We start from the raw sequence: 19,940 nt of genomic DNA, 5'->3' as shown, positions 1-19,940 counted from the left end.
TTGATTGTTGATTGCTCACTCCCCACCATTGTGAATCAACACAAACAACTCCGTTTTGCTGCGTGGTCGTTTGCCTTGCCACACGATGTTGCCTGCTGGGGCGACTTCGTTGCGCGGATTGTATTGCGCCAAGGTGTAACGACACGATGCGTTTTGGATTGTGTACGCGCCTGTGCCGTATTGTTGCCACGCCAAACGAGCGGTTTTGTCGCGTGGGTCAATATACAAGCAGTTGGCGTGTGCCACATCGGGTACAGCTTGGATTAACTGCTGGATAACGGGGCGATGCGATTTGGCTGCGTCTATCCACGGCAAAAACAGCGTCATCAACAAAGCCCAAACCAGCGTTGTGCCTGCCGCCCAGTTGGTTACGGCTTGTCGTCCGCGTATGCGTTTGCGCGTTATCGCAATCAGCCACATGGGCGTGAACAAGAGCGCAACCAAAATCGGCATGATGTCTAAATCGCGCGTGTAATACGGACTAAAATAAGCAGCGCGTTCGGCAAGTTTGGCTGGAAAACCGTAATTCATCGCCACAAAGCCAATCCACAAAAACACAGCAGCGCAGCCAAATAGCGCAATGCCAAACCAATTCAGAAACACTGCCATACCGCGGCGTAGGTTGTCCAGTTGCGCCGCGCCAGATAGTGCCAATGGCGGCAACAGCAACACCAATAAATCTTGATGCTGTTCGGGATTGAGCAACAAAAATCCGCCAAATACCGCCAACCAAGTCGCCATCAACACGCCTGCTGGTGTGGCGCGAAACGATTGACGTGTGCGCGTCCAAATCGCCAAAAGCAAAGCAGGAAAGGCAAACCACAGCAAATGTTGCAGATAATAATGCAGCGAAAAAGCAGCCTGCACTTGGTTGATGCCACCAAACGAGCCAAAAATATGTTGTTGCCAATAAACCGCAAACGCCGCAGGTTCAACAATCGCCAACGCAATCGGGTACACCGCAAGCAAGGGCAAGCTAATCGCCCACATCGCCACCAAAGCAACCGTATAGCGTTGATTGCGCCAATGCGGACTAAACGGCAACAAACTCGCCACCAACAGCATTGCCAACGCCGCCAACAATCCCAACGATTGTGCCAACAGCATTGTGCCAAGCGCGACCAAAATTGCCGAAAACATCACCTGACGTTGCGCGATAGAAAAGCCCCACATCGCCAATCCCACGCCTGCAAACACAGGCGAATACGCGCCCAAAAAATGAGCAATCGGCAAAATGCCAACCGAGCCGATTAAAATCAACACCACGCTGCGCCCGTGATGTCGCCCCAAAAAACGGTAGCCAGCCATGCCCGAGCCGAGCAAGCCCAAGCTGGTAAACAACACGCTGGCAAATCGCGCCGCCGAAAACGCATCGGCAGCCCAAGGCGAAAGCAACATTTTGAACCACGCCGCAGTTTGCACATACAACGGCGACACATCAAAATACGCCGCGCCAAACACCGTGGGCAACCACGCACCGCGCTGTGCCGCATCGTCAATCGCCAACATCATGTTCGGTTCGCTGGGTGTCCACAAATCGTGCGAGAACACGCCTGGCCACAGCCAGCAAAAAGCCAGCAGCAACAGCAGCCACGGATATTCGTGTGTCGGTTCGGGGCGTTTGGGGCGAGAAGTGTAGGTGAGCATAAGCAATCGCCATAGCAATAAATAAAGATGCGATTATAGCTCAAAGCCGTTTGAGCGCGATTTTTGTGCAGGCTGCTTTTATAGTGAATTAAATTTAGATTAGTACAGCGTTGCCGACTCCCTTATATACTAGGTGTACACGGCGGTCGTTGTCGCCTTGCCCTAATCTAAGAACCTGTATTCACAAAAATGATAAAATATCTTTATGACTAGAAAATCCTACCCAACAGACTTAACAGATGCCCAATGGCAAGCGATTGAGCCATATTTTAACCAGCTACGCCACTACAAATGGGATAAACGTCAATTAGTGAATGCCGTTTTGTACATGACCAAAACAGGTTGCCAGTGGCGTATGCTGCCCAATGATTTTCCACCTTATTCAACCGTATGGAGTTTCTATCGCAGAGCCAATCAATCAGGCTTATGGGATAGAATTCTTTTGGCATTGGTTCAAAAAAACGTTTAATCCATCAAAAACAAGCAAAGCAGGTATTTTTGTAGCAAAAAAAGCGTTTGAGACCTATCCGAGTTTAAAAGGTTTCTGTGCAGACGCAGGTTATCGGAATACATTTGAGCGTGAAGTATCAGAGCAATTGGGTTTAACTGTTGAGATTTCAAAGAGAATTCAAGATATTTCTTGGCATATTCTGCCCAAACGTTGGATTGTAGAACGAACGTTTGCATGGTTAGGTTGGTCTCGACGTTTAGCAAAAGATTTTGAGCAGACGAATTTATCTGCTGAAAATTTTGTTAAACTAGGGTATATTTCACAAATATTAAAATTTATCAAATAGTTGTTTGTGAATACAGGTTCTTTGATTTATGTCACTCCGCGTGCAACACAAACATGGTCGGGCGTTTTTTTAGCACAGGCAGTTCGCGCATTTTGCGCCAATCGACAATGCGTTGGCTGATAATCAACTGGGTTGGCAAAGTCAAATCGCTGGCAATGCACAGGCGTGTGTTGGGGTGCAGGCTGCTTATGGCATCGGCAAACAAAGCATCGTTGCGATACGGCGTTTCTATAAACAACTGCGTTTCGTTGGCTTGGCGTGAACGCTGTTCCAAATCACGCAAGCAGCCTGCACGTTGGTCTTTGTCGGCTGGCAAATAGCCTTTGAACGCGAAACATTGACCATTCGCCCCCGATGCCATGAGTGCGAGCAAAATGCTGGACGCGCCTATCAATGGCTTCACTTCAAAGCCGTGTTCGTGTGCCAGTGCGACTAAATCTGCACCAGGGTCGGCAATGGCTGGGCAACCTGCTTCGCTGATTAAACCTAAATCGCGCCCTTCGTGCAGGGGTTGCAGCAGTTGAGCGACTTCGGTTTTGGGCGTGTGTTCGTTGAGTGGGCGTAGGCTTAATTCACGGATTGGTTTGTGCAAACCCATGTGTTTGAGATGTGAACGCGCGGTTTTTTCGGCTTCTACGACAAAATCGGTGATGTGTTGGATTTGGGCTTGTTCGTGGGGCAGCAGGCTGAGGGTGTCTGCTGCGCCCAATGGTGTGGGGATTAGGTATAGAGTGGGCATGGTGTTACTCTGTTGTGAAAAAAGGAAATTATAGTGCAGGCTGCTTTATATGAACAATTTGCACCTTGATACGATGCAGGCTGCTTGCGTTATAATTTGCACCAATCTCTATCGCACAGGAAAAAATCATGCAATTTTCACAATTTGGACAAAAATTCACGCAAAAAACGGGCATTTTGCAGCTCATGGACGACTTGGGCAACGCACTCAACAGCGATAAACCGATGAATATGCTCGGCGGTGGCAACCCTGCGCGTTTGGACGAAGTGAACGCGGCGTATGAACGTATGTTGCACCACATCGCTACATCTGGCGTAGGCATAGAAAGCGCGGGCAATTATTCCACGCCACAAGGCGATGCGAAGTTGATTGGCGTGCTGGTTCATTTCTTTCGCGAAACATACGGCTGGGACATTTCTGCCGACAACATCGCGCTAACCAACGGTTCGCAAAACGCTTTTTTCTATTTATTTAACTTGTTTGGCGGACGATTTGACGATGGCGACAAATCCATTTTGTTGCCGCTCGCGCCTGAATACATTGGCTATGCCGATGCTCATGTGCAGGGCAAACATTTTGTTGCCGTGCCGCCGCAAATCCAAAATGTGCAACACAATGGCAAAGACGGTTTTTTTAAATATCGTGTGGACTTTGACGCGCTGGAAAATCTGCCGCATTGGCAAAATCAACAAATTGGTGCGATTTGCTGTTCGCGCCCAACCAACCCGACTGGCAATGTGCTAACCGATGACGAAATGGCGCGGTTGGACGCTTTGGCGCAAAAACACGGTATTCCCTTGATTATTGATAATGCGTATGGCATGCCGTTTCCGAATATTATTCACACGCCAGCCACGCTAAATTGGCACGACAACATTATTTTGTGTTTTAGTCTGTCTAAAATTGGTTTGCCTGGGGTGCGGACGGGGATTGTGGTGGCTGCGCCCAAAGTGGTACAGGCGATTAGCAGTTTGAATGCGATTATTAACCTTGCGCCCACGCGATTGGGTGCAGCTTTGGTTGCGCCGTTAATCCGCAATGGCGATTTGAGCTATTTGGCGCAAAATGTGATTAAGCCGTTTTATCAAAAACAAGCGGAGCTGGCGGTGTCGGCTTTGCAAGAACAGTTGCGCGGTTATCCACTCAAAATTCATCAGCCAGAAGGCGCGATTTTCTTGTGGCTGTGGTTTGAAAACTTGCCGATTACATCGCAAGAATTGTATGAAAAATTGAAACAGCGCGGCACGTTGATTATTCCGAGCGAGCATTTTTTTGTGGGCATAGACACGGCAAACTTCCGCCACGCACACGAGTGTATTCGCATGAATATTGCCCAAGACGATGCAACTTTGTTGGCTGGCATTGCGGATATTGCAGCGGTGGTGCGCGACGTGTATGACGCGATGTAAAGCAAATGGGTAAAAAGCAGCCTGCACAATCAATAAATAAGGCGTATAATTCCGTCCCGTTCGAATTTAAATCAATAAAAACAAGGAACACAAACCATGTCCACCGAATCCCCCAAAAAACCGCCCGTAAAAGAACAAACCATACAGCTTTATCAAGGCGCAAAACGCATTCACCCCAAACTTGCCAAAGGTCGCTTTGCCAACATTCGTATTTTTATGATTGTGGCAACGCAGCTATTTTTTTATGGCATGCCGTGGATTAGCTGGGACGGTCGTCAAGCCGTTTGGTTTGATATTTTAGGGCGACATTTCTATATTTTCAGCTTGGTGTTTGAGCCAGCCGATTTGCTGTATTTGACTGGTTTGCTGATTGTGTCGGCGTTTGGTTTGTTTTGGTGGACAACGGTGGCAGGGCGTTTGTGGTGCGGCTATTCTTGCCCACAAACCGTGTACACCGAAATCATGTTGTGGATTGACCACTTGGTGGAAGGCGACCGCAACAAGCGTTTGAAATTGGACAAAGAGCCATGGAACGCCAGAAAAATCCGCATTAAAGCGATTAAATACACGCTGATTTTTGTCGTCGCCGCGTGGACAGGCATCACATTTGCAGGCTGGTTTACGCCAATCCGCGATTTTGTGCCAGCCATTTTCAACGGCACAGCAGGCAGCGTTGCCTTGGGAACAGCCGCGTTCTATGGCATGGTAACGTGGTTGTTTGGACACATTATGCGCGAACAAGTTTGCTTGCACATGTGTCCGTATGCCCGCTTCCAAAGCGCGATGTTTGACCACGACACGCTGGTGATTTCGTATGACGAAGAACGCGGCGAACCACGCGGTGCGCGTAAGAAAAATGCCGAACATAACGACATGGGCGATTGCATTAACTGTACCGCCTGTGTACAAGTTTGCCCAACAGGCATTGATATTCGCAATGGCTTGCAATACCAATGTATTGGCTGTGCAGCCTGCATTGACGCTTGCGATGAAATCATGGACAAAATGGGCTATCCACGCGGTTTGATTCGCTACACCACCGAAGCCGTGTTAAAACACGAATACACCGATGCCGACATCAAAAAACATTTGTTGCGCCCCAAAGTGGTGGGTTATGGCGGTATGCTGCTTGCCGCGATTATCGCCTTGTTGGTTGGCATTGCCACGCGCCAAACCATGCAAATTGACGTGATTAAAGACCGCGGCGTGATGGTGCGCGAAAACAAAGAAGGCATGCTGGAGAATGCCTACAATTTAAGCATTAGCAACGCCAGCGACAAGCCGCAAATCGTTACAGCCGATGTAACAGGTTTCAAAGACATTCGCCTAACAGGTTTGCCCGAAAATGGCGTGCTTGTGCCAGCAGGACAAATCATCACCGTGCCTGTGCAAGTGGCAACGCAACCCGAATACGCCGACAAAGGCAGCCACCCAATCGTGTTCACATTCCACTATCGCACCGAAGGGCAGCCTGCAACCGAAGCACGTGATATTGAAGAACAATCTATCTTTATTGGAGAATAAAACATGGCGCAACCCACGCCCGAAGAACAACGCAACCAGCAGCCTTGGTACAAACAAAAAGTCTTTTGGCTGCTGATGAGCGGCCCGATTATTGTCGTGATTGCCGCGTTCATCACGCTCAAAATCGCCAGCGATAATATTGCCGATTTAGTGAGCGACGATTATTACAAAGACGGCAAACACATCAACCTGCAACTGGAACGCGATGTAGAAGCCGCCAAACGTGGCATAGTCGCACAAGTGCTGTTCAATGCCGATGGCACAGCGGCAAAAGTGTTTGTGTCGGGCGATTTCAAGCGCGAAGCACCGCTTAAATTAACGCTGTTGCACCCAGCGCGCAAAGATGCCGACCACGTTGCACCGCTCAAAGCAGCAAGCAGCCTGCAATCGGGCGACAAAAGCGAATATTTAGCGACTTTTGCCGCGTTGCCCAAAACCGTTCACTGGTATGTGCGCGTGGAAGACGAAGCAGGCACATGGCGCGTAGAAGAAAAATGGCTGCCCAGCCAAGGCGGCGCAGTGGAATTGAAAGCCAAAGACAGTGTGTTGGTGCAGGCTGCCGTAGCAAGTGCCGCAAGTGGAGCGCATTGAATTTAGGTATAACAAAAAAGTGCAGGCTGCTTTTCGTGTTTCAGAAAAAGCAGCCTGCACTTTGTTTATCTATCCAACAAACTTATTCAGCCAATGCGCGGGGGAATAAAATATGGTTTTCCAACTGAATATGCTGTTGCAAATCATCAACCAATTCGCGCAATTCGGCATACAAACGCTGCCAGCTACCACACGCTTGTGCTGGCGGAGTCAGGTTATCGGTCAGGCTCAACACTTGCTCAATGGTTGCAGAATGGTCATCGTGTTCCATCATCATCACGCGAACAGGCATGGCGGCATTGCGTCCCATGCCCTGCTTAATCATAGGGAATAGCACGCGCTCTTCTTTTTGCATGTGCATTTGCAATTCATCACCCAAATGTTGTACCACAGGCACGAGTTCGGCTGGGAACGTGTCGGCATGAACGCTGCTCACTTTGTCCAGCAAAGGCAAAATGCGTTCAATTTGAGCGCGGTGCGTATCGTGAAAACGCGATAAAACATGGTCAACAGTAGCGTGTAAAGGCGCGGTTTTCCATACGGTTTGGTCAGTCATTTTTGTGTTCCTTTTAGGTTAATTTTAGATTTGCAAGCCAAGCAGCCTGCACTTTTTATAAGTTACACATTATACGAAACTTTAAAACTGTGTAGTTTGTTTTAACACAATTTTTATGACCTTGGGTGATGCGTATCCACCACCTGCTTCAATCGCACATTGGCAACGTGGGTATAAATTTCCGTTGTCGTTAAATTGGCGTGTCCGAGCAGCAGTTGTACCACGCGCAAATCCGCACCGTGATTGACCAAATGCGTGGCAAAGGCATGGCGCAAACCGTGCGGTGACAAGCCAACTATGCCGACTTGTTGCGCGTATTTATTGACCGCCATCCATGCCAGTTGGCGCGTAATGCCATTGCATTTTTGCGACACGAACACGACATCGCAGTTTGCCCCTTTGAGCAGCGTATCTCTGGCTTCGTGCAGATAGCGTTCCAGCCAAAAAATCGCTTCTTCGCCCAATGGCACAATGCGCTGTTTGTCGCCCTTGCCAATGATGCTGACCATGCCTTGCAGCAATTTGAGTTCGTGCAAGCGCAAACCAATAGCTTCGCTCACGCGCAAACCTGTGGCGTACATCAATTCCAGCAGGGCTTTATCGCGCAAACCGTGTGGCGTGTCCACATTGGGCGCGGCAAGCAGCGCGTCTATTTGCGCTTCGGTGATGAGCTGTGGCAAGGTGCGCGGCAATTTGGCGGTTTTTAAATCGCGGCACGGATTGTCGGCGCGTTTGCCTTGTTCTATCAACCAAGCATACAGTCGCTTGGCTGCCGACAAGCAACGCGATTGGGTGCGCGGGCTTTCGTCTGCCAAATAAATCGCACTGGCTAATTGCAGGCTGCTTGCGTGCAGAAAATCGGTGTTTTCTTGCTGCAACCGAGTTGCCAGTTTGTTTAAATCACGGCGATAGGCTTGCAAGGTGTTGTCTGCCAAACGCTCTTGCAGCCACAAATGGTCTAGCAGGGATTCTATGATTTCGGTGTTGGTTGGATTCATGTTCAATAGTGTTTTGGGATTATAGTGATTTAAATTTAGATTAGGACACGGCGGCCGTTGTCGCCTTGTCCTAATCTAAATTTAAACCACTATAAAAAGCAGCCTGCATTTTCTATAAACAAAATGTGCAGGCTGATTTTTCATTTAAATGGATACGATTGGGCAACCAAGTAATTTAAATCTCCACATTCCCCAAAGTCGCCACCATCACCGCTTTAATCGTGTGCATACGGTTTTCCGCTTGGTCAAACACAATGCTTGCCGCGCTTTCAAACACGTCTTCGGTAACTTCCACGCCGTCCATGCCAAAGGTTTGGTAAATCCACTCCCCCACTTTGGTGTCGCGGTTGTGGAACGATGGCAAGCAGTGCATAAACTTCGCATTTGGATTGCCAGTCGCGTTCATTAAATTGGCATTCACTTGGAATGGTTTGAGTAAATCAATGCGTTCGCGCCATGCGGCTTCGGGTTCGCCCATGCTAACCCAAATGTCGGTGTGAACAAAATCCGCGCCCTGCACCGCTTGTTGTGGATTGTCGGTAATCGTGATTTTTGCGCCTGTTTTTTGCGCGATTTGCCGTATTTTTGCCACCAATTCGGGTGCAGGCTGCAACGATGTGGGCGCGGCAATGCGAACGTCCATACCCATTAACGCGCCTGCAATCAACAAAGAATTGCCCATATTGAATCGCGCATCGCCCAAATAAGCATAGCTGATTTCGTTCAACGGCTTATCGCTGTGTTCGCGCATGGTCAGCAAATCGGCAAGCATTTGCGTGGGGTGAAATTCGTCTGTTAAACCGTTGTACACAGGCACACCTGAATATTGCGCCAATTCTTCCACCACCAATTGCGAAAAACCGCGGTATTCAATCGCGTCATACATACGCCCCAACACGCGAGCGGTGTCTTTTACGCTTTCTTTGTGTCCGATTTGGCTGCCGCTGGGTTCAAGATAGGTAACATGTGCGCCTTGGTCTCGCGCTGCCACTTCAAACGCACAACGGGTTCGCGTGCTGGTTTTTTCAAAAATCAGCGCGATTTGTTTGCCTTTCATGTGTTGGACTTCGTTGCCGCTTTTTTTATCGGCTTTCAGTTTGGCGGCTAAATCCAGCAAAGCCGTGATTTCAGCAGGCGTAAAGTCCAGCAATTTCAAAAACGAGCGTGAAGTTAAATTCGGCATGGTGTTGTCCTTGTTGAAGCATCAAAATCATTGGTAAACAAAATTAAGACTCACATCATAGCATAGCTTTTTATAGTGAATTAGATTCAAAGGAGAACAAGGCGACAACGCCCGCCGTGTACAACCAGTACATAAGGGCGTTGGCAACGCAGTACTCATTTGAAGATAATTCGCTATGGAGTAAAATGCAGGCTGCTTTTTTACCTAGAAAGAATTTCCTATGCGTTTTACTCGCCGCGTTTTCTTATTATCCGCCGCTATTTTGCTGACTTCGTGTTCAGTCATTCAATCCCAATCCACCGCATCACAAAACACTAACCAACCGCGCTTGGTAGTCGGCTTGGCATTGGGCGGAGGCGCGTCCAAAGGTTTTGCCCACATTGGCGTACTCAAAGTATTGCGCGAAAACAATATCCCTGTTCATGTTGTAACAGGCACAAGTGCAGGCGCATTGGTGGGCAGTTTATACGCTTCGGGCATGCAGCCTGCACGTTTACAAACCGAAGCATCGCTGCTGGAAAAAGGCGATATTGTGGATTTAACGCTTTCAACTCGTGGCTTTATTCGTGGCGAGAAATTGCAAAACTGGGTCAATGACAAGGTAGGCAATCGCACCCTAGAAAAATTGCCGATTAAATTTGCCGCCGTTGCCACCGAATTTGGCACAGGCAAAATGGTGGTGTTCAATCGTGGCAACACAGGGCAAGCGGTTCGCGCCAGTGCCAGCATTCCCAACGTGTTCCAGCCTGTTGAAATTGGCGGCAAGCAATATGTGGACGGCGGACTGTCCGCACCCGTTCCTGTAAGCGCAGCCAAACGCATGGGCGCGAATGTGGTGATTGCGGTGGATATTTCCGCCAAGCCAGCGCGACTAGAGCAATCCAGCGGTTTTTTTGCTTATTTAGACCAAAGTTTAAACATTATGAGCATTTCCGCGCTCAATGCCGAACTGGCGCAAGCGAATGTCGTGATTAAACCAGCCGTACAACAACTGGGCGCGGTAGGCGGTTTTGACCAAAAAGCCCAAGCGATTACGTTGGGCGAACAAGCAGCACGAGCAGCATTGCCCAAGATTAAGGCGGAATTGGCGAAGTATCGTTAAACCGATACAAAAGCAGCCTGCACTTTTTTATTTTTAACCCATTTCAATCAAGCAAACAAACCATGACCCACACCGTACACCTACAATTTGAAGACTACAACCCAGTTGCCCTGCAAAGACTTTGCGGCGCATTAGACGACAATTTGCACACACTCGCGCACAGCCTAGACGTACAAATCAGCCGCCGATTTGACCATTTCACGTTTTCAGGCAGCCTAGCCCACGCCGCACGAAACGCGCTTGTTGCGCTGATGGACATCGCCGAACAGCGCGAATTATCCGATGACGACATCAACCTAGCCGCGATTGAAGCCAAAACATCAGACGCGCAACACGTTCAAAAATCAGACGAAAATCACGCCTACTATTTCCACACCAAACGCGGCAGCATTGGCGGACGCACGCCGCGCCAAAACGGTTACATTCGTGCCTTACTCAATCACGATATTGTTTTCGGGCTGGGGCCTGCTGGCACGGGTAAAACCTATTTGGCAGTAGCGGCGGCGGTGGACGCTATGGACAAACATCAAATTGAACGCATTGTATTGGTACGCCCTGCGGTGGAAGCAGGCGAAAAATTGGGTTTTCTACCAGGCGATTTGGCGCAAAAAGTGGACCCGTATTTGCGCCCATTGTATGACGCGCTTTACGATTTAATGGGTTTTGACCGCGTAACCAAATTGATGGAAAAAGGCTTGATTGAGATTGCGCCGCTTGCTTATATGCGTGGACGCACGTTGAACGGTGCGTATGTGATTTTGGACGAAGCGCAAAACACCACGCCCGAACAGATGAAAATGTTTTTAACGCGCATTGGTTTTGGCACAAAAGCTGTGATTACAGGCGATTTGAGCCAAGTGGATTTGCCGCGCCACATCAAATCAGGTTTGCGTGATGCGCGTGAAAAATTGGACGGCGTGGACGGGCTGTATTTTCATGTGTTTACCAGTGAAGATGTGGTTCGCCACCCATTAGTTCAAAAAATTGTGGAAGCGTATGACGCGGCGGAAGTAGACAACGAGAAATAATAATGTGCAGGCTGCTTTTGTATTCAAATAGGAAGAAATCATAATGAAACAAAATATTATTCCCATAGCCTTATCCGCTGTTTTCATTGCCCTAGCGATTTGAGCAGGCGTTGCACCGTCCGACCGTGCAGTGTGGTGGGCAGAAGCCATGCCGTTGTTTATCGTATTTGGCGCATTGGTTTTGACGTTTCGCAAATTTCGTTTTAGCGACACGGCGTATGTATGGCAATACAATACGCGGTGATTGAAGGCGGCAATGCTGGCGTGGAATTTTTGGGTTCGCAAGGCGATATTTGGGACGCGCAAAAAGATATGTTGGTAGATACGTTGAGGGCAATCACTTCTCTGGTGTTTTATGTGTTTATGCGCCCTGATAAGAAATTTCAATCCGCCTAACAAAGCAGCCTGCAACCCAAACTTATGATTAAAACCCTATCCCTATTTATCCTAACCGCACTTGCCGAAATCATCGGCTGCTGGTTGCCCTATTTGTGGTTGCGACAAGGCAAAAGCGCGTGGCTTATTATGCCAGCAGCGGCAAGTTTAGCCGCGTTTACCTATTTGCTTACCTTGCACCCAGCCGCAAGTGGCAGAATTTACGCAGCTTATGGCGGCGTGTACATTTCCATTGCGCTGTTGTGGTTACGTTTTGTCGATGGCATGGCGTTGCGCCCAGGCGATTACATTGGCGCAGCATTGTGTTTTGCTGGTGTAGCCGTTATCGCGTGGGGCAGTGTGCAGGCTGCTTAATCAAACCTGCACATTTTTTTGCACGATTTTAATTCTTGCCTCTTTCAGGATTGACTAAAATCGCCTATCCTTACGCTTTTTGATTTTGCAAACCGTGTTCGCACGACCCAAAAGCAGCCTGCACTTTGCACGCGCATTTACAGAAAGAACAACATCATGAAACCTGTTTGGAAAAAAATTGCTTTATACACCATGGGTGCAATCACAGGCGCAGCTGTGAGCATTGGCGCACAAAGCCTTGCCGCCAATCCCAAAAATCAAAGTAACGACAATCAACTGCCCTTGCAATCTTTGCGCGTGATGGCAGAAGTCTATGGTCAAATCAAAGCCAATTATGTCCACAACGAAACAGACGAAAAAATCCTAGAAGGCGCAGTCAAAGGCATGGTATCAGGACTTGACCCACATTCAGAATACATGGACAAAAAAGGCTACCAAGATATGCGCGAAGGCACGTCGGGCGAATTTGGTGGCTTGGGCATGGAAATTGGGCAAGAAGACGGCTTTGTCAAAGTAGTTGCGCCGATTGAAGACACGCCAGCCGAGCGCGCAGGCGTAAAAAGTGGCGATTTCATCGTCAAAATTGACAACGAATCCACACGCGGTATGAGCGTGAGCGATGCAGTCAAAAAAATGCGCGGCAAACCAGGCACCAGCATCACGCTAACTTTATCGCGCAAAGACGCACCCAAACCGATTGTGGTGAAATTGACTCGCGCCATTATTAAAGTTCGCAGCGTGCGTCATCATTTGCTGGAAAATGGTTACGGCTATATCCGCATCAGCCAATTCCAAGAGCCAACTGTGCCAGCTATGGCAGACGCAATTGCCGCTTTGACCAAAGAAAATGGCAGCACACTCAAAGGCTTAGTGCTGGATTTGCGCGATGACCCAGGTGGCTTGCTCAATGGCGCAGTGGGCGTGTCGGCAGCATTCTTGGCAAACGACAGCGTGGTAGTCAGCACCAAAGGGCGCGACAATCAACAAGCCATGTTGCTCAAAGCTCGCCCCGAAGATTACTTGCTCACTGCTGGCACAGACCCATTGGCAAACTTGCCAGCCGAAATCAAAACCATACCGATGACGGTGTTGATTAACGCAGGTTCGGCATCGGCATCAGAAATCGTGGCAGGCGCATTGCAAGACCACAAACGCGCCGTGATTGTCGGCACACGCAGCTTTGGCAAAGGCTCGGTGCAATCGGTTATTCCCGTATCCAGCGGTGGCGCGGTTAAATTGACCACCGCTTTGTATTACACACCCAAAGACCGCTCTATCCAAGCGACAGGCATCGTGCCAGATGTGGAAGTGTTGGACAAAAACCGCACGTTCGAAAGCCGTGAAGCCGATTTGAACGGACACATTGGCAACCCATTGGGCGCAGACGATGTAAAAGGCGGCGTGGTGCAGGCTGCTTCCGAAGTGGCAAACGCAGACAAAGTGCAGGCTGCTTCTACACCTGCCAGCAACAAAAAAGACGATGATAAAGACGTTTCATCGCGCCGCAAACCCGACCCAAGCAAAGACGAACAATTACGCAAAGCATTGGATTTAATCAAAAATCCAGCTGAGTGGCAAAAATCGTTGGGAGTAGCAGCCAGCAAACCTGCGCCAGCTAAAAAAAACTAAACCCAATTGAAACACAAAAAAAGCAGCCTGCACTTTGAATCAACAAAAAGTGCAGGCTGCTTTTATAGTGAATTCACTTCAAACTAGTACCGCGTTGCCAATGCCCTTATGTACCACGCGTACACGGCGGACATTGTCGCCTTGTCCTAGTTTGAATTGAATCCACTACGATTGTATCGATTAAATCGCACCAAAATTACGTTGCAACAAAGCGCACGTTCGGCGTTCGCGTCCACGACGGCGAACACTGTTGCGCTCTACTTCAACCATTTTTTCTACTTGTCGTTTGGCTTCACGCTGGTTGGCTCTTTTTTCGCCGCGTTCGGTACGTTGCGTACGCGAAGATGGCGCAGAGGGAGACGACATCGACGGCTGTTCATGCAAAGCAGCCTGCACTTGTTCCCAACGCGGTTCAAAGCCTTCAATGCGCGAAACAGGCAATTGAGCACCAATCAACTCTTGAATGGACGCATACATTTTTTGCTCGGTTTCATCCATCATCGAAATCGCCACGCCTTCCGCGCCTGCGCGCCCTGTCCGCCCAATGCGATGCACATAATCTTCCGCCTGAACAGGCAATTCGTAATTAATCACAAAAGGCAATTCGGCAATATCCAAACCACGCGCCGCCACATCGGTTGCCACCAGAACACGCAATTCGCCCGATTTGAACTGGCTCAACACTTCCAAACGCGTTTGTTGCGATTTATCGCCGTGAATGGCATTTGCCGACAAGCCACGGCGCAACAAATCTCGCGCCACTTGCTCGGCAGATTGCTTAGTTTTGCAGAACACAATCACTTGCGGCATATTCAAATCCACAATCAAACGCTCCAACAATTCTTTTTTGCGATGTGCATCTACCGCAATCACGTGTTGTTCCACATTAGCATTGGTCGTGTTTTGTGCTGCCACTTCAATCGTTTCTGGCAGATGCATAAAATCCTGCGCCAATTTGCGGATATCGGGCGCAAACGTCGCTGAAAACAATAAAGTTTGGCGCGATTTGGGCAACAAACGCATAATCTGACGGATTTCATCAACAAAACCCATGTCGAGCATGCGGTCGGCTTCGTCCAGCACCACAATTTCAACTTTGTTCAGATTGATGTTTTTCTGCTTAACGTGGTCGAGCAAGCGTCCAACCGTTGCCACCACAATTTCGCAGCCTGCACGCAAATCCGCCGTTTGCTTATCCATGCTCACACCACCAAACAAAACAGTGTGGCGCAACGGCAAATTTTTAATGTAGCTTTTCGTATTTTGGTCGATTTGATCAGCCAGTTCGCGCGTGGGTGTCAAAACCAACATACGCATGGGGTGCATGGCTGGCGATGTGCTGGCATTGGCATAACGCTTCAAACGCTCCAAACTGGGCAACATAAACGCGGCGGTTTTGCCCGTACCCGTTTGTGCAGCCGCCAATAAATCGTGCCCTGCCAAGGCTTTTGGAATGGCTGCCAACTGAATGGGCGTGGGGGTTTCGTAGCCTTGCTCGGACAATGCCGACACAATTTCTTGCCCCAAGCCCAATTGTGAAAATTGAGTCATATTCCTTCTTTCTTGCATGATATGTAGGATAGGGATTTTAACAGATTCACCCATATATCCACACACAAAAAACCGCTTTCCCATAGTAAGGAAAGCGGTTCAACCAATTATGTTTATTTTTTACGCGAACGCAAATAATCCAATGTTTTCAGCTCTGCAATCGCAGCCGCCAAAGCAGCCTGCGCCTTAGCTTGTGCATTGCCATCTTGCGCTTTTGCCAGATTTTGCTCTGCAACACGTTTTGCTTCTTCAGCACGTGCTTGATCCATTTCTGAACTACGCACTGCCACATCAGCCAAAATGGTAATCGTGTCTGGTCGCACTTCTAGCACGCCGCCAGAAACTGCAACCAATACTTCTTCGGCAGAACCAACCTGAGTCACACGCAATGCACCAGGACGAACCAAGCTCATAATCGGCTCATGGCGAGGGTAAATACCAAGTTCCCCATTTACTGTTGGCACCACGACAAAACTCGCTTCGCCAGAATAAATGTGCTCTTCGTTACTAACCACTTCAACTCGCATGATACTCATGCCGACCTCCTTAGTTTAAGGTTTTCGCTTTCTCAACAGCTTCTTCAATACCGCCTACCATATAGAACGCTTGTTCTGGCAAGTGGTCATATTCGCCGCTCAGAATGGCTTTAAAGCCAGCGATGGTGTCGCGCAATGAAACGTATTTGCCAGGAGAGCCTGTAAATACTTCTGCCACGTGGAATGGTTGAGACAAGAAGCGTTGGATTTTACGCGCACGCATCACGGTCAATTTGTCTTCATCAGACAATTCGTCCATACCCAAAATGGCAATAATATCGCGCAATTCTTTGTATTTTTGCAAAGTTGCTTGAACGCCACGCGCTACGTCATAGTGTTCTTGACCTAATACCATTGGGTCAAGCTGACGAGATGTAGAATCCAATGGGTCTACCGCTGGGTAAATACCCAAAGAAGCAATATCACGGCTCAACACGACTGTTGCGTCCAAGTGAGCAAATGTGGTTGCTGGCGATGGGTCAGTCAAGTCATCGGCGGGAACGTAAACCGCTTGGATAGAAGTAATCGAACCTGTTTGCGTTGAAGTAATACGCTCTTGCAAACGACCCATTTCTTCTGCCAATGTTGGTTGATAACCTACCGCAGAGGGCATACGACCCAGCAATGCCGATACTTCTGTACCTGCCAATGTGTAGCGATAGATGTTGTCCACAAAGAACAATACATCGCGACCTTTGCCATTTTCGTCTTTTTCATCACGGAAGTGTTCTGCCATAGACAAACCAGTCAATGCAACGCGCAAACGGTTGCCAGGAGGTTCATTCATTTGACCATACACCATGGCAACTTTATCCAACACGTTAGAATCTTTCATCTCGTGATAGAAGTCATTACCTTCGCGAGTACGTTCACCCACGCCTGCAAATACAGACAAACCACTGTGCGCTTTGGCAATGTTGTTAATCAACTCCATCATGTTCACAGTTTTGCCCACACCTGCACCACCAAACAAACCTACTTTACCACCTTTTGCAAATGGGCAAAGCAAGTCAATCACTTTGATGCCTGTTTCCAGCAATTCGGTTGCGCTAGACAGTTCATCAAATTTAGGAGCTGGTTGGTGAATAGCACGCGTTTGGTCAGAACCAATTGGACCTGCTTCATCAACAGGATTACCCAATACGTCCATAATACGACCCAATGTTGCTTTACCAACAGGCACTGTAATAGGTGCGCCTGTGTTGTTCACGGCTAAGCCGCGTTTCAAACCATCGGTACTACCCATCGCAATGGTACGCACTACGCCATCGCCCAGTTGTTGTTGCACTTCTAATGTCAAGTCCACATCAACCAGTTTCAACGCATCGTAAACGCGTGGAATAGCATCGCGTGGGAACTCTACGTCCACCACCGCGCCAATAATTTGTACGATTTTGCCTTGGCTCATTATCGTATCCTAACTTTAATTTGGCGAAATGTGCAGGCTGCTTTTTAAACAGCTGCTGCACCTGCCACAATTTCTGACAATTCTGTGGTAATTGCTGCTTGACGTGATTTATTGTAAACCAAGCGCAATTCTTTAATCGCATTACCTGCATTATCGGTTGCAGCTTTCATCGCCACCATACGCGCTGCTTGCTCGGCAGCCATATTTTCGCTTAATGCTTCGTAAACCACAGATTCTAAATAACGGCGAACCAGATATTCCAACACTGCAACAGGACTAGGTTCATAACGATAGTCCCAGTTGTATTTGCTATCCTCTTGCGCATTCAAAGCATTGGCACCAATTGGCAGCAATACTTCCGAGCGTGGCTCTTGTTTCATTGTGTTCACAAAATGTGAATTCACCAAATGGATAACATCAAGCTCTTGCTGTTCATAGCGTTGGAAAATTTCAGTTAATGCGCCCAGTATCAATTCCATTTTTGGGGTATCGCCCAAATTGGTTACACTGGCAATCACATTCAAACCGACACGCTGACACGCTACCAAACCTTTGCTACCCAAGCAAACTACTTCAACTTGAATACCTTGTTCTTGGTATTCTTGAACTTGGGCAAAAAACTTCTTCAAAACATTGGCGTTCAAACCACCACACAAGCCTTTATCGGTTGTAATCAAGATAAAACCTACGCGATTTGAGTTTTTATGTTCTGTTAATAATAATTTAATGCCGTGGTCTGCTTGTGTTTGTGCCAAATGGCTCATTACCAAGCGCACTTTATCCGCATAAGGTCTAGCCAAACGCATACGTTCCTGAGTCTTCCGCATTTTAGAAGTTGACACCATTTGCATCGCTTTGGTAATTTTTTGCGTATTTTGTACGCTGCGAATTTTGGTGAGAATCTCTTTTCCGACTGCCATTTCAAGACTCCTTTCGTTGCTTATGCAGCGTAGTTGTATGAAGCCTTGAACGATTTCATTGCATCGGTCAATACTTGTTCATCATCACCAGACATTGCACCCGAAGCATTAATCGCTTCCAATGTTGCAGGCTGCTGCGTACGAACATAGCTTAAAAACTCAGCTTCAAAAGTCAATGCTTTGGATACTGGCACATCTGAATAAGAACCGTTGTTGATTGCCCATAAGGTCAATGCCATTTCGGCTGTATTCAATGTGTTGAATTGTTTTTGTTTCATCAATTCGGTTACAACCTCACCGTGTTGCAATTGTTTGCGAGTCGCCTCGTCCAAATCTGATGCAAATTGAGAGAACGCTGCCAATTCACGATATTGCGCCAATGCCAAACGAATACCACCGCCCAATTTCTTGATGACTTTGGTTTGCGCCGCACCGCCCACGCGTGATACCGAAATACCAGCGTTAATAGCAGGACGAATACCCGAGTTAAACAAGTCAGTTTCCAAGAAAATTTGACCGTCTGTAATCGAAATTACGTTGGTTGGTACGAACGCCGATACGTCGCCTGCTTGCGTTTCAATAATTGGCAAGGCGGTCAATGAACCCGTTTTGCCTTTTACTTTGCCAGCAGTTAATTTTTCCACTTCATCGGCATTGATACGCGCTGCGCGTTCCAACAAGCGAGAGTGCAAATAGAATACGTCACCAGGGTAGGCTTCACGACCAGGTGGACGGCGCAACAACAAGGAAATTTGACGATACGCAACCGCTTGTTTAGACAAGTCATCGTACACAATCAAAGCATCTTCGCCAATATCGCGGAAGTATTCGCCCATTGTGCAGCCTGCATACGGTGCAATAAATTGTAATGCCGCAGCTTCTGATGCAGTTGCCGCTACCACAATGGTATGTTCCATCGCGCCATGTTCTTCCAATTTACGAACCACGTTCGCAATAGAAGACGCTTTTTGACCAATCGCCACATAAATACAAACAACGCCTGTGCCTTTTTGGTTCACAATCGCGTCCAAAGCCACAGCAGTTTTACCTGTTTGACGGTCACCAATAATCAATTCACGCTGACCACGACCAACAGGAACCATAGAGTCAATAGCTTTCAAACCTGTTTGCATAGGTTGGTCAACAGATTGACGCGCAATCACGCCAGGGGCAATTTTTTCAATCGGTGCGGTTTTAGCTGCATTGATTGGACCTTTGCCATCAATAGGCTGACCCAACGCATTGACTACGCGACCTACCAATTCACGACCAATTGGCACTTCCAAAATGCGACCAGTACATTTCACTTCGTCGCCTTCTTTTATGTGTTCGTATTCACCCAACACAACCGCACCAACAGAATCGCGTTCCAAGTTCATCGCTAAGCCAAATGTATTACCAGGAAACTCTAACATTTCGCCTTGCATTACATCAGACAAGCCATACACACGCACAATGCCATCTGTTACAGAAATCACCGTACCACGAGTACGCGCTTCCTGTTTGGTATTTAAATTTTCAATTTTAGCTTTCAGCAAATCACTGATTTCCGTAGGACTAATTTGCATGAAA

The 19,940-nt window shown here is 48.1% G+C and carries 21 protein-coding genes; 11 read left to right on the top strand and 10 right to left on the bottom strand.

The features are described 5' to 3' along the window. Positions 1-15: 15 nt before the first annotated feature. Complete coding sequence (locus BQ5809_RS04195; RefSeq protein ID WP_003788520.1) at positions 16-1,647, bottom strand: ArnT family glycosyltransferase; 1,632 nt, start codon at positions 1,645-1,647, stop codon at positions 16-18. Between the two features lie 205 nt (positions 1,648-1,852). On the opposite strand from BQ5809_RS04195, the gene BQ5809_RS10235 reads away from it, so the two are divergent. Continuing rightward, on the top strand, positions 1,853-2,116 hold the full coding sequence (locus tag BQ5809_RS10235; RefSeq protein ID WP_071461654.1) for a transposase: 264 nt from the start codon (positions 1,853-1,855) through the stop codon (positions 2,114-2,116). Continuing rightward, a complete protein-coding gene (locus BQ5809_RS04190; protein WP_111694396.1) occupies positions 2,013-2,444 on the top strand; it encodes a transposase in 432 nt (143 codons plus the stop codon). Before BQ5809_RS10235 ends, BQ5809_RS04190 begins: the two co-directional genes overlap by 104 nt. Before the next feature lie 31 nt (positions 2,445-2,475). Here BQ5809_RS04190 and BQ5809_RS04185 read toward each other — a convergent pair whose 3' ends face one another. Continuing rightward, positions 2,476-3,183, bottom strand: a complete 708-nt coding sequence (locus BQ5809_RS04185) for an SAM-dependent methyltransferase (RefSeq protein WP_003787259.1) — start codon at positions 3,181-3,183, stop codon at positions 2,476-2,478. A 128-nt stretch (positions 3,184-3,311) separates the two neighbouring features. Here BQ5809_RS04185 and BQ5809_RS04180 point away from each other — a divergent pair, with 128 nt between their 5' ends. The 3 genes from BQ5809_RS04180 (at position 3,312) to BQ5809_RS04170 (ending at position 6,707) form a co-directional block, all read left to right on the top strand. Next, positions 3,312-4,592: a valine--pyruvate transaminase gene (locus BQ5809_RS04180; protein WP_003787257.1), complete on the top strand. Its 1,281-nt coding sequence runs from the start codon at positions 3,312-3,314 to the stop codon at positions 4,590-4,592. A gap of 96 nt (positions 4,593-4,688) precedes the next feature. Next, a complete protein-coding gene (ccoG, locus tag BQ5809_RS04175; protein ID WP_003787256.1) occupies positions 4,689-6,116 on the top strand; it encodes a cytochrome c oxidase accessory protein CcoG in 1,428 nt (475 codons plus the stop codon). Positions 6,117-6,119: 3 nt separating this feature from the next. Then, positions 6,120-6,707: a FixH family protein gene (locus BQ5809_RS04170; RefSeq protein ID WP_003787254.1), complete on the top strand. Its 588-nt coding sequence runs from the start codon at positions 6,120-6,122 to the stop codon at positions 6,705-6,707. A gap of 82 nt (positions 6,708-6,789) precedes the next feature. Here the strand turns inward: BQ5809_RS04170 and BQ5809_RS04165 are convergent, their stop codons facing one another. The 3 genes from BQ5809_RS04165 to argF all read right to left on the bottom strand — a co-directional run bounded on the left by BQ5809_RS04165 (position 6,790) and on the right by argF (position 9,444). After that, positions 6,790-7,263 (bottom strand): hemerythrin domain-containing protein, encoded by a 474-nt coding sequence (locus BQ5809_RS04165; protein WP_003787249.1) that lies wholly within the window; start codon positions 7,261-7,263, stop codon positions 6,790-6,792. 113 nt (positions 7,264-7,376) lie between these two features. Beyond that, a complete protein-coding gene (gene xerD / locus BQ5809_RS04160) occupies positions 7,377-8,261 on the bottom strand; it encodes a site-specific tyrosine recombinase XerD (protein WP_003787248.1) in 885 nt (294 codons plus the stop codon). Positions 8,262-8,436: 175 nt separating this feature from the next. Then, positions 8,437-9,444 (bottom strand): ornithine carbamoyltransferase, encoded by a 1,008-nt coding sequence (gene argF, locus BQ5809_RS04155; RefSeq protein WP_003787246.1) that lies wholly within the window; start codon positions 9,442-9,444, stop codon positions 8,437-8,439. A gap of 220 nt (positions 9,445-9,664) precedes the next feature. On the opposite strand from argF, the gene BQ5809_RS04150 reads away from it, so the two are divergent. The 6 genes from BQ5809_RS04150 to BQ5809_RS04130 all read left to right on the top strand — a co-directional run bounded on the left by BQ5809_RS04150 (position 9,665) and on the right by BQ5809_RS04130 (position 13,953). Then, positions 9,665-10,546 carry a patatin-like phospholipase family protein gene (locus BQ5809_RS04150; protein WP_003787245.1) on the top strand — a complete coding sequence of 294 codons (882 nt, stop codon included), beginning with the start codon at positions 9,665-9,667 and terminating at the stop codon, positions 10,544-10,546. 62 nt (positions 10,547-10,608) lie between these two features. Then, positions 10,609-11,574 carry a PhoH family protein gene (locus BQ5809_RS04145; protein ID WP_003787243.1) on the top strand — a complete coding sequence of 322 codons (966 nt, stop codon included), beginning with the start codon at positions 10,609-10,611 and terminating at the stop codon, positions 11,572-11,574. Positions 11,575-11,722: 148 nt separating this feature from the next. Next, on the top strand, positions 11,723-11,818 hold the full coding sequence (locus tag BQ5809_RS11625) for a hypothetical protein (RefSeq protein WP_476733804.1): 96 nt from the start codon (positions 11,723-11,725) through the stop codon (positions 11,816-11,818). Then, positions 11,797-11,970 (top strand): DUF2238 domain-containing protein, encoded by a 174-nt coding sequence (locus BQ5809_RS11445; RefSeq protein ID WP_003787242.1) that lies wholly within the window; start codon positions 11,797-11,799, stop codon positions 11,968-11,970. Before BQ5809_RS11625 ends, BQ5809_RS11445 begins: the two co-directional genes overlap by 22 nt. Positions 11,971-11,994: 24 nt before the next feature. After that, complete coding sequence (locus tag BQ5809_RS04135; protein ID WP_003787239.1) at positions 11,995-12,324, top strand: YnfA family protein; 330 nt, start codon at positions 11,995-11,997, stop codon at positions 12,322-12,324. A gap of 156 nt (positions 12,325-12,480) precedes the next feature. Further along, the gene (locus BQ5809_RS04130; protein ID WP_003787236.1) at positions 12,481-13,953 is read left to right on the top strand and encodes a S41 family peptidase; all 1,473 of its coding nucleotides are present in this window, start codon (positions 12,481-12,483) and stop codon (positions 13,951-13,953) included. Positions 13,954-14,133: 180 nt separating this feature from the next. On the opposite strand, the gene BQ5809_RS04125 is transcribed toward BQ5809_RS04130, so the two are convergent. The 5 genes from BQ5809_RS04125 to atpA form a co-directional block, all read right to left on the bottom strand. Further along, positions 14,134-15,504, bottom strand: coding sequence for a DEAD/DEAH box helicase (locus tag BQ5809_RS04125; RefSeq protein ID WP_032827759.1), 1,371 nt, complete (start codon positions 15,502-15,504; stop codon positions 14,134-14,136). A gap of 113 nt (positions 15,505-15,617) precedes the next feature. Continuing rightward, positions 15,618-16,040, bottom strand: coding sequence for a F0F1 ATP synthase subunit epsilon (locus BQ5809_RS04120; protein WP_003787230.1), 423 nt, complete (start codon positions 16,038-16,040; stop codon positions 15,618-15,620). A gap of 10 nt (positions 16,041-16,050) precedes the next feature. Next, positions 16,051-17,448, bottom strand: a complete 1,398-nt coding sequence (gene atpD / locus BQ5809_RS04115) for a F0F1 ATP synthase subunit beta (RefSeq protein ID WP_003787228.1) — start codon at positions 17,446-17,448, stop codon at positions 16,051-16,053. Positions 17,449-17,492: 44 nt separating this feature from the next. Then, positions 17,493-18,368, bottom strand: coding sequence for a F0F1 ATP synthase subunit gamma (gene atpG, locus BQ5809_RS04110; protein ID WP_003787225.1), 876 nt, complete (start codon positions 18,366-18,368; stop codon positions 17,493-17,495). 20 nt (positions 18,369-18,388) lie between these two features. After that, positions 18,389-19,936, bottom strand: coding sequence for a F0F1 ATP synthase subunit alpha (gene atpA / locus BQ5809_RS04105; RefSeq protein ID WP_003787223.1), 1,548 nt, complete (start codon positions 19,934-19,936; stop codon positions 18,389-18,391). Positions 19,937-19,940 lie beyond the last annotated feature (4 nt).

It is taken from the genome of Kingella kingae ATCC 23330 (assembly GCF_900111845.1).
Lineage (GTDB): Bacteria > Pseudomonadota > Gammaproteobacteria > Burkholderiales > Neisseriaceae > Kingella > Kingella kingae.
The sequence above is the reverse complement of the archived record's forward strand: the minus strand, read 5'-3'. Positions and strand labels throughout refer to the sequence as shown.

Excerpts from the sequence above, each read along its gene's own strand:
- BQ5809_RS04195 (WP_003788520.1), bottom strand. The coding sequence starts at position 1,647 with ATGCTCACCTACACTTCTCGCCCCAAACGCCCCGAACCGACACACGAA.
- BQ5809_RS10235 (WP_071461654.1), top strand. The coding sequence starts at position 1,853 with ATGACTAGAAAATCCTACCCAACAGACTTAACAGATGCCCAATGGCAA.
- BQ5809_RS04190 (WP_111694396.1), top strand. The coding sequence starts at position 2,013 with ATGATTTTCCACCTTATTCAACCGTATGGAGTTTCTATCGCAGAGCCA.
- BQ5809_RS04185 (WP_003787259.1), bottom strand. The coding sequence starts at position 3,183 with ATGCCCACTCTATACCTAATCCCCACACCATTGGGCGCAGCAGACACC.
- BQ5809_RS04180 (WP_003787257.1), top strand. The coding sequence starts at position 3,312 with ATGCAATTTTCACAATTTGGACAAAAATTCACGCAAAAAACGGGCATT.
- ccoG (WP_003787256.1), top strand. The coding sequence starts at position 4,689 with ATGTCCACCGAATCCCCCAAAAAACCGCCCGTAAAAGAACAAACCATA.
- BQ5809_RS04170 (WP_003787254.1), top strand. The coding sequence starts at position 6,120 with ATGGCGCAACCCACGCCCGAAGAACAACGCAACCAGCAGCCTTGGTAC.
- BQ5809_RS04165 (WP_003787249.1), bottom strand. The coding sequence starts at position 7,263 with ATGACTGACCAAACCGTATGGAAAACCGCGCCTTTACACGCTACTGTT.
- xerD (WP_003787248.1), bottom strand. The coding sequence starts at position 8,261 with ATGAATCCAACCAACACCGAAATCATAGAATCCCTGCTAGACCATTTG.
- argF (WP_003787246.1), bottom strand. The coding sequence starts at position 9,444 with ATGCCGAATTTAACTTCACGCTCGTTTTTGAAATTGCTGGACTTTACG.
- BQ5809_RS04150 (WP_003787245.1), top strand. The coding sequence starts at position 9,665 with ATGCGTTTTACTCGCCGCGTTTTCTTATTATCCGCCGCTATTTTGCTG.
- BQ5809_RS04145 (WP_003787243.1), top strand. The coding sequence starts at position 10,609 with ATGACCCACACCGTACACCTACAATTTGAAGACTACAACCCAGTTGCC.
- BQ5809_RS11625 (WP_476733804.1), top strand. The coding sequence starts at position 11,723 with ATGCCGTTGTTTATCGTATTTGGCGCATTGGTTTTGACGTTTCGCAAA.
- BQ5809_RS11445 (WP_003787242.1), top strand. The coding sequence starts at position 11,797 with ATGGCAATACAATACGCGGTGATTGAAGGCGGCAATGCTGGCGTGGAA.
- BQ5809_RS04135 (WP_003787239.1), top strand. The coding sequence starts at position 11,995 with ATGATTAAAACCCTATCCCTATTTATCCTAACCGCACTTGCCGAAATC.
- BQ5809_RS04130 (WP_003787236.1), top strand. The coding sequence starts at position 12,481 with ATGAAACCTGTTTGGAAAAAAATTGCTTTATACACCATGGGTGCAATC.
- BQ5809_RS04125 (WP_032827759.1), bottom strand. The coding sequence starts at position 15,504 with ATGACTCAATTTTCACAATTGGGCTTGGGGCAAGAAATTGTGTCGGCA.
- BQ5809_RS04120 (WP_003787230.1), bottom strand. The coding sequence starts at position 16,040 with ATGAGTATCATGCGAGTTGAAGTGGTTAGTAACGAAGAGCACATTTAT.
- atpD (WP_003787228.1), bottom strand. The coding sequence starts at position 17,448 with ATGAGCCAAGGCAAAATCGTACAAATTATTGGCGCGGTGGTGGACGTA.
- atpG (WP_003787225.1), bottom strand. The coding sequence starts at position 18,368 with ATGGCAGTCGGAAAAGAGATTCTCACCAAAATTCGCAGCGTACAAAAT.
- atpA (WP_003787223.1), bottom strand. The coding sequence starts at position 19,936 with ATGCAAATTAGTCCTACGGAAATCAGTGATTTGCTGAAAGCTAAAATT.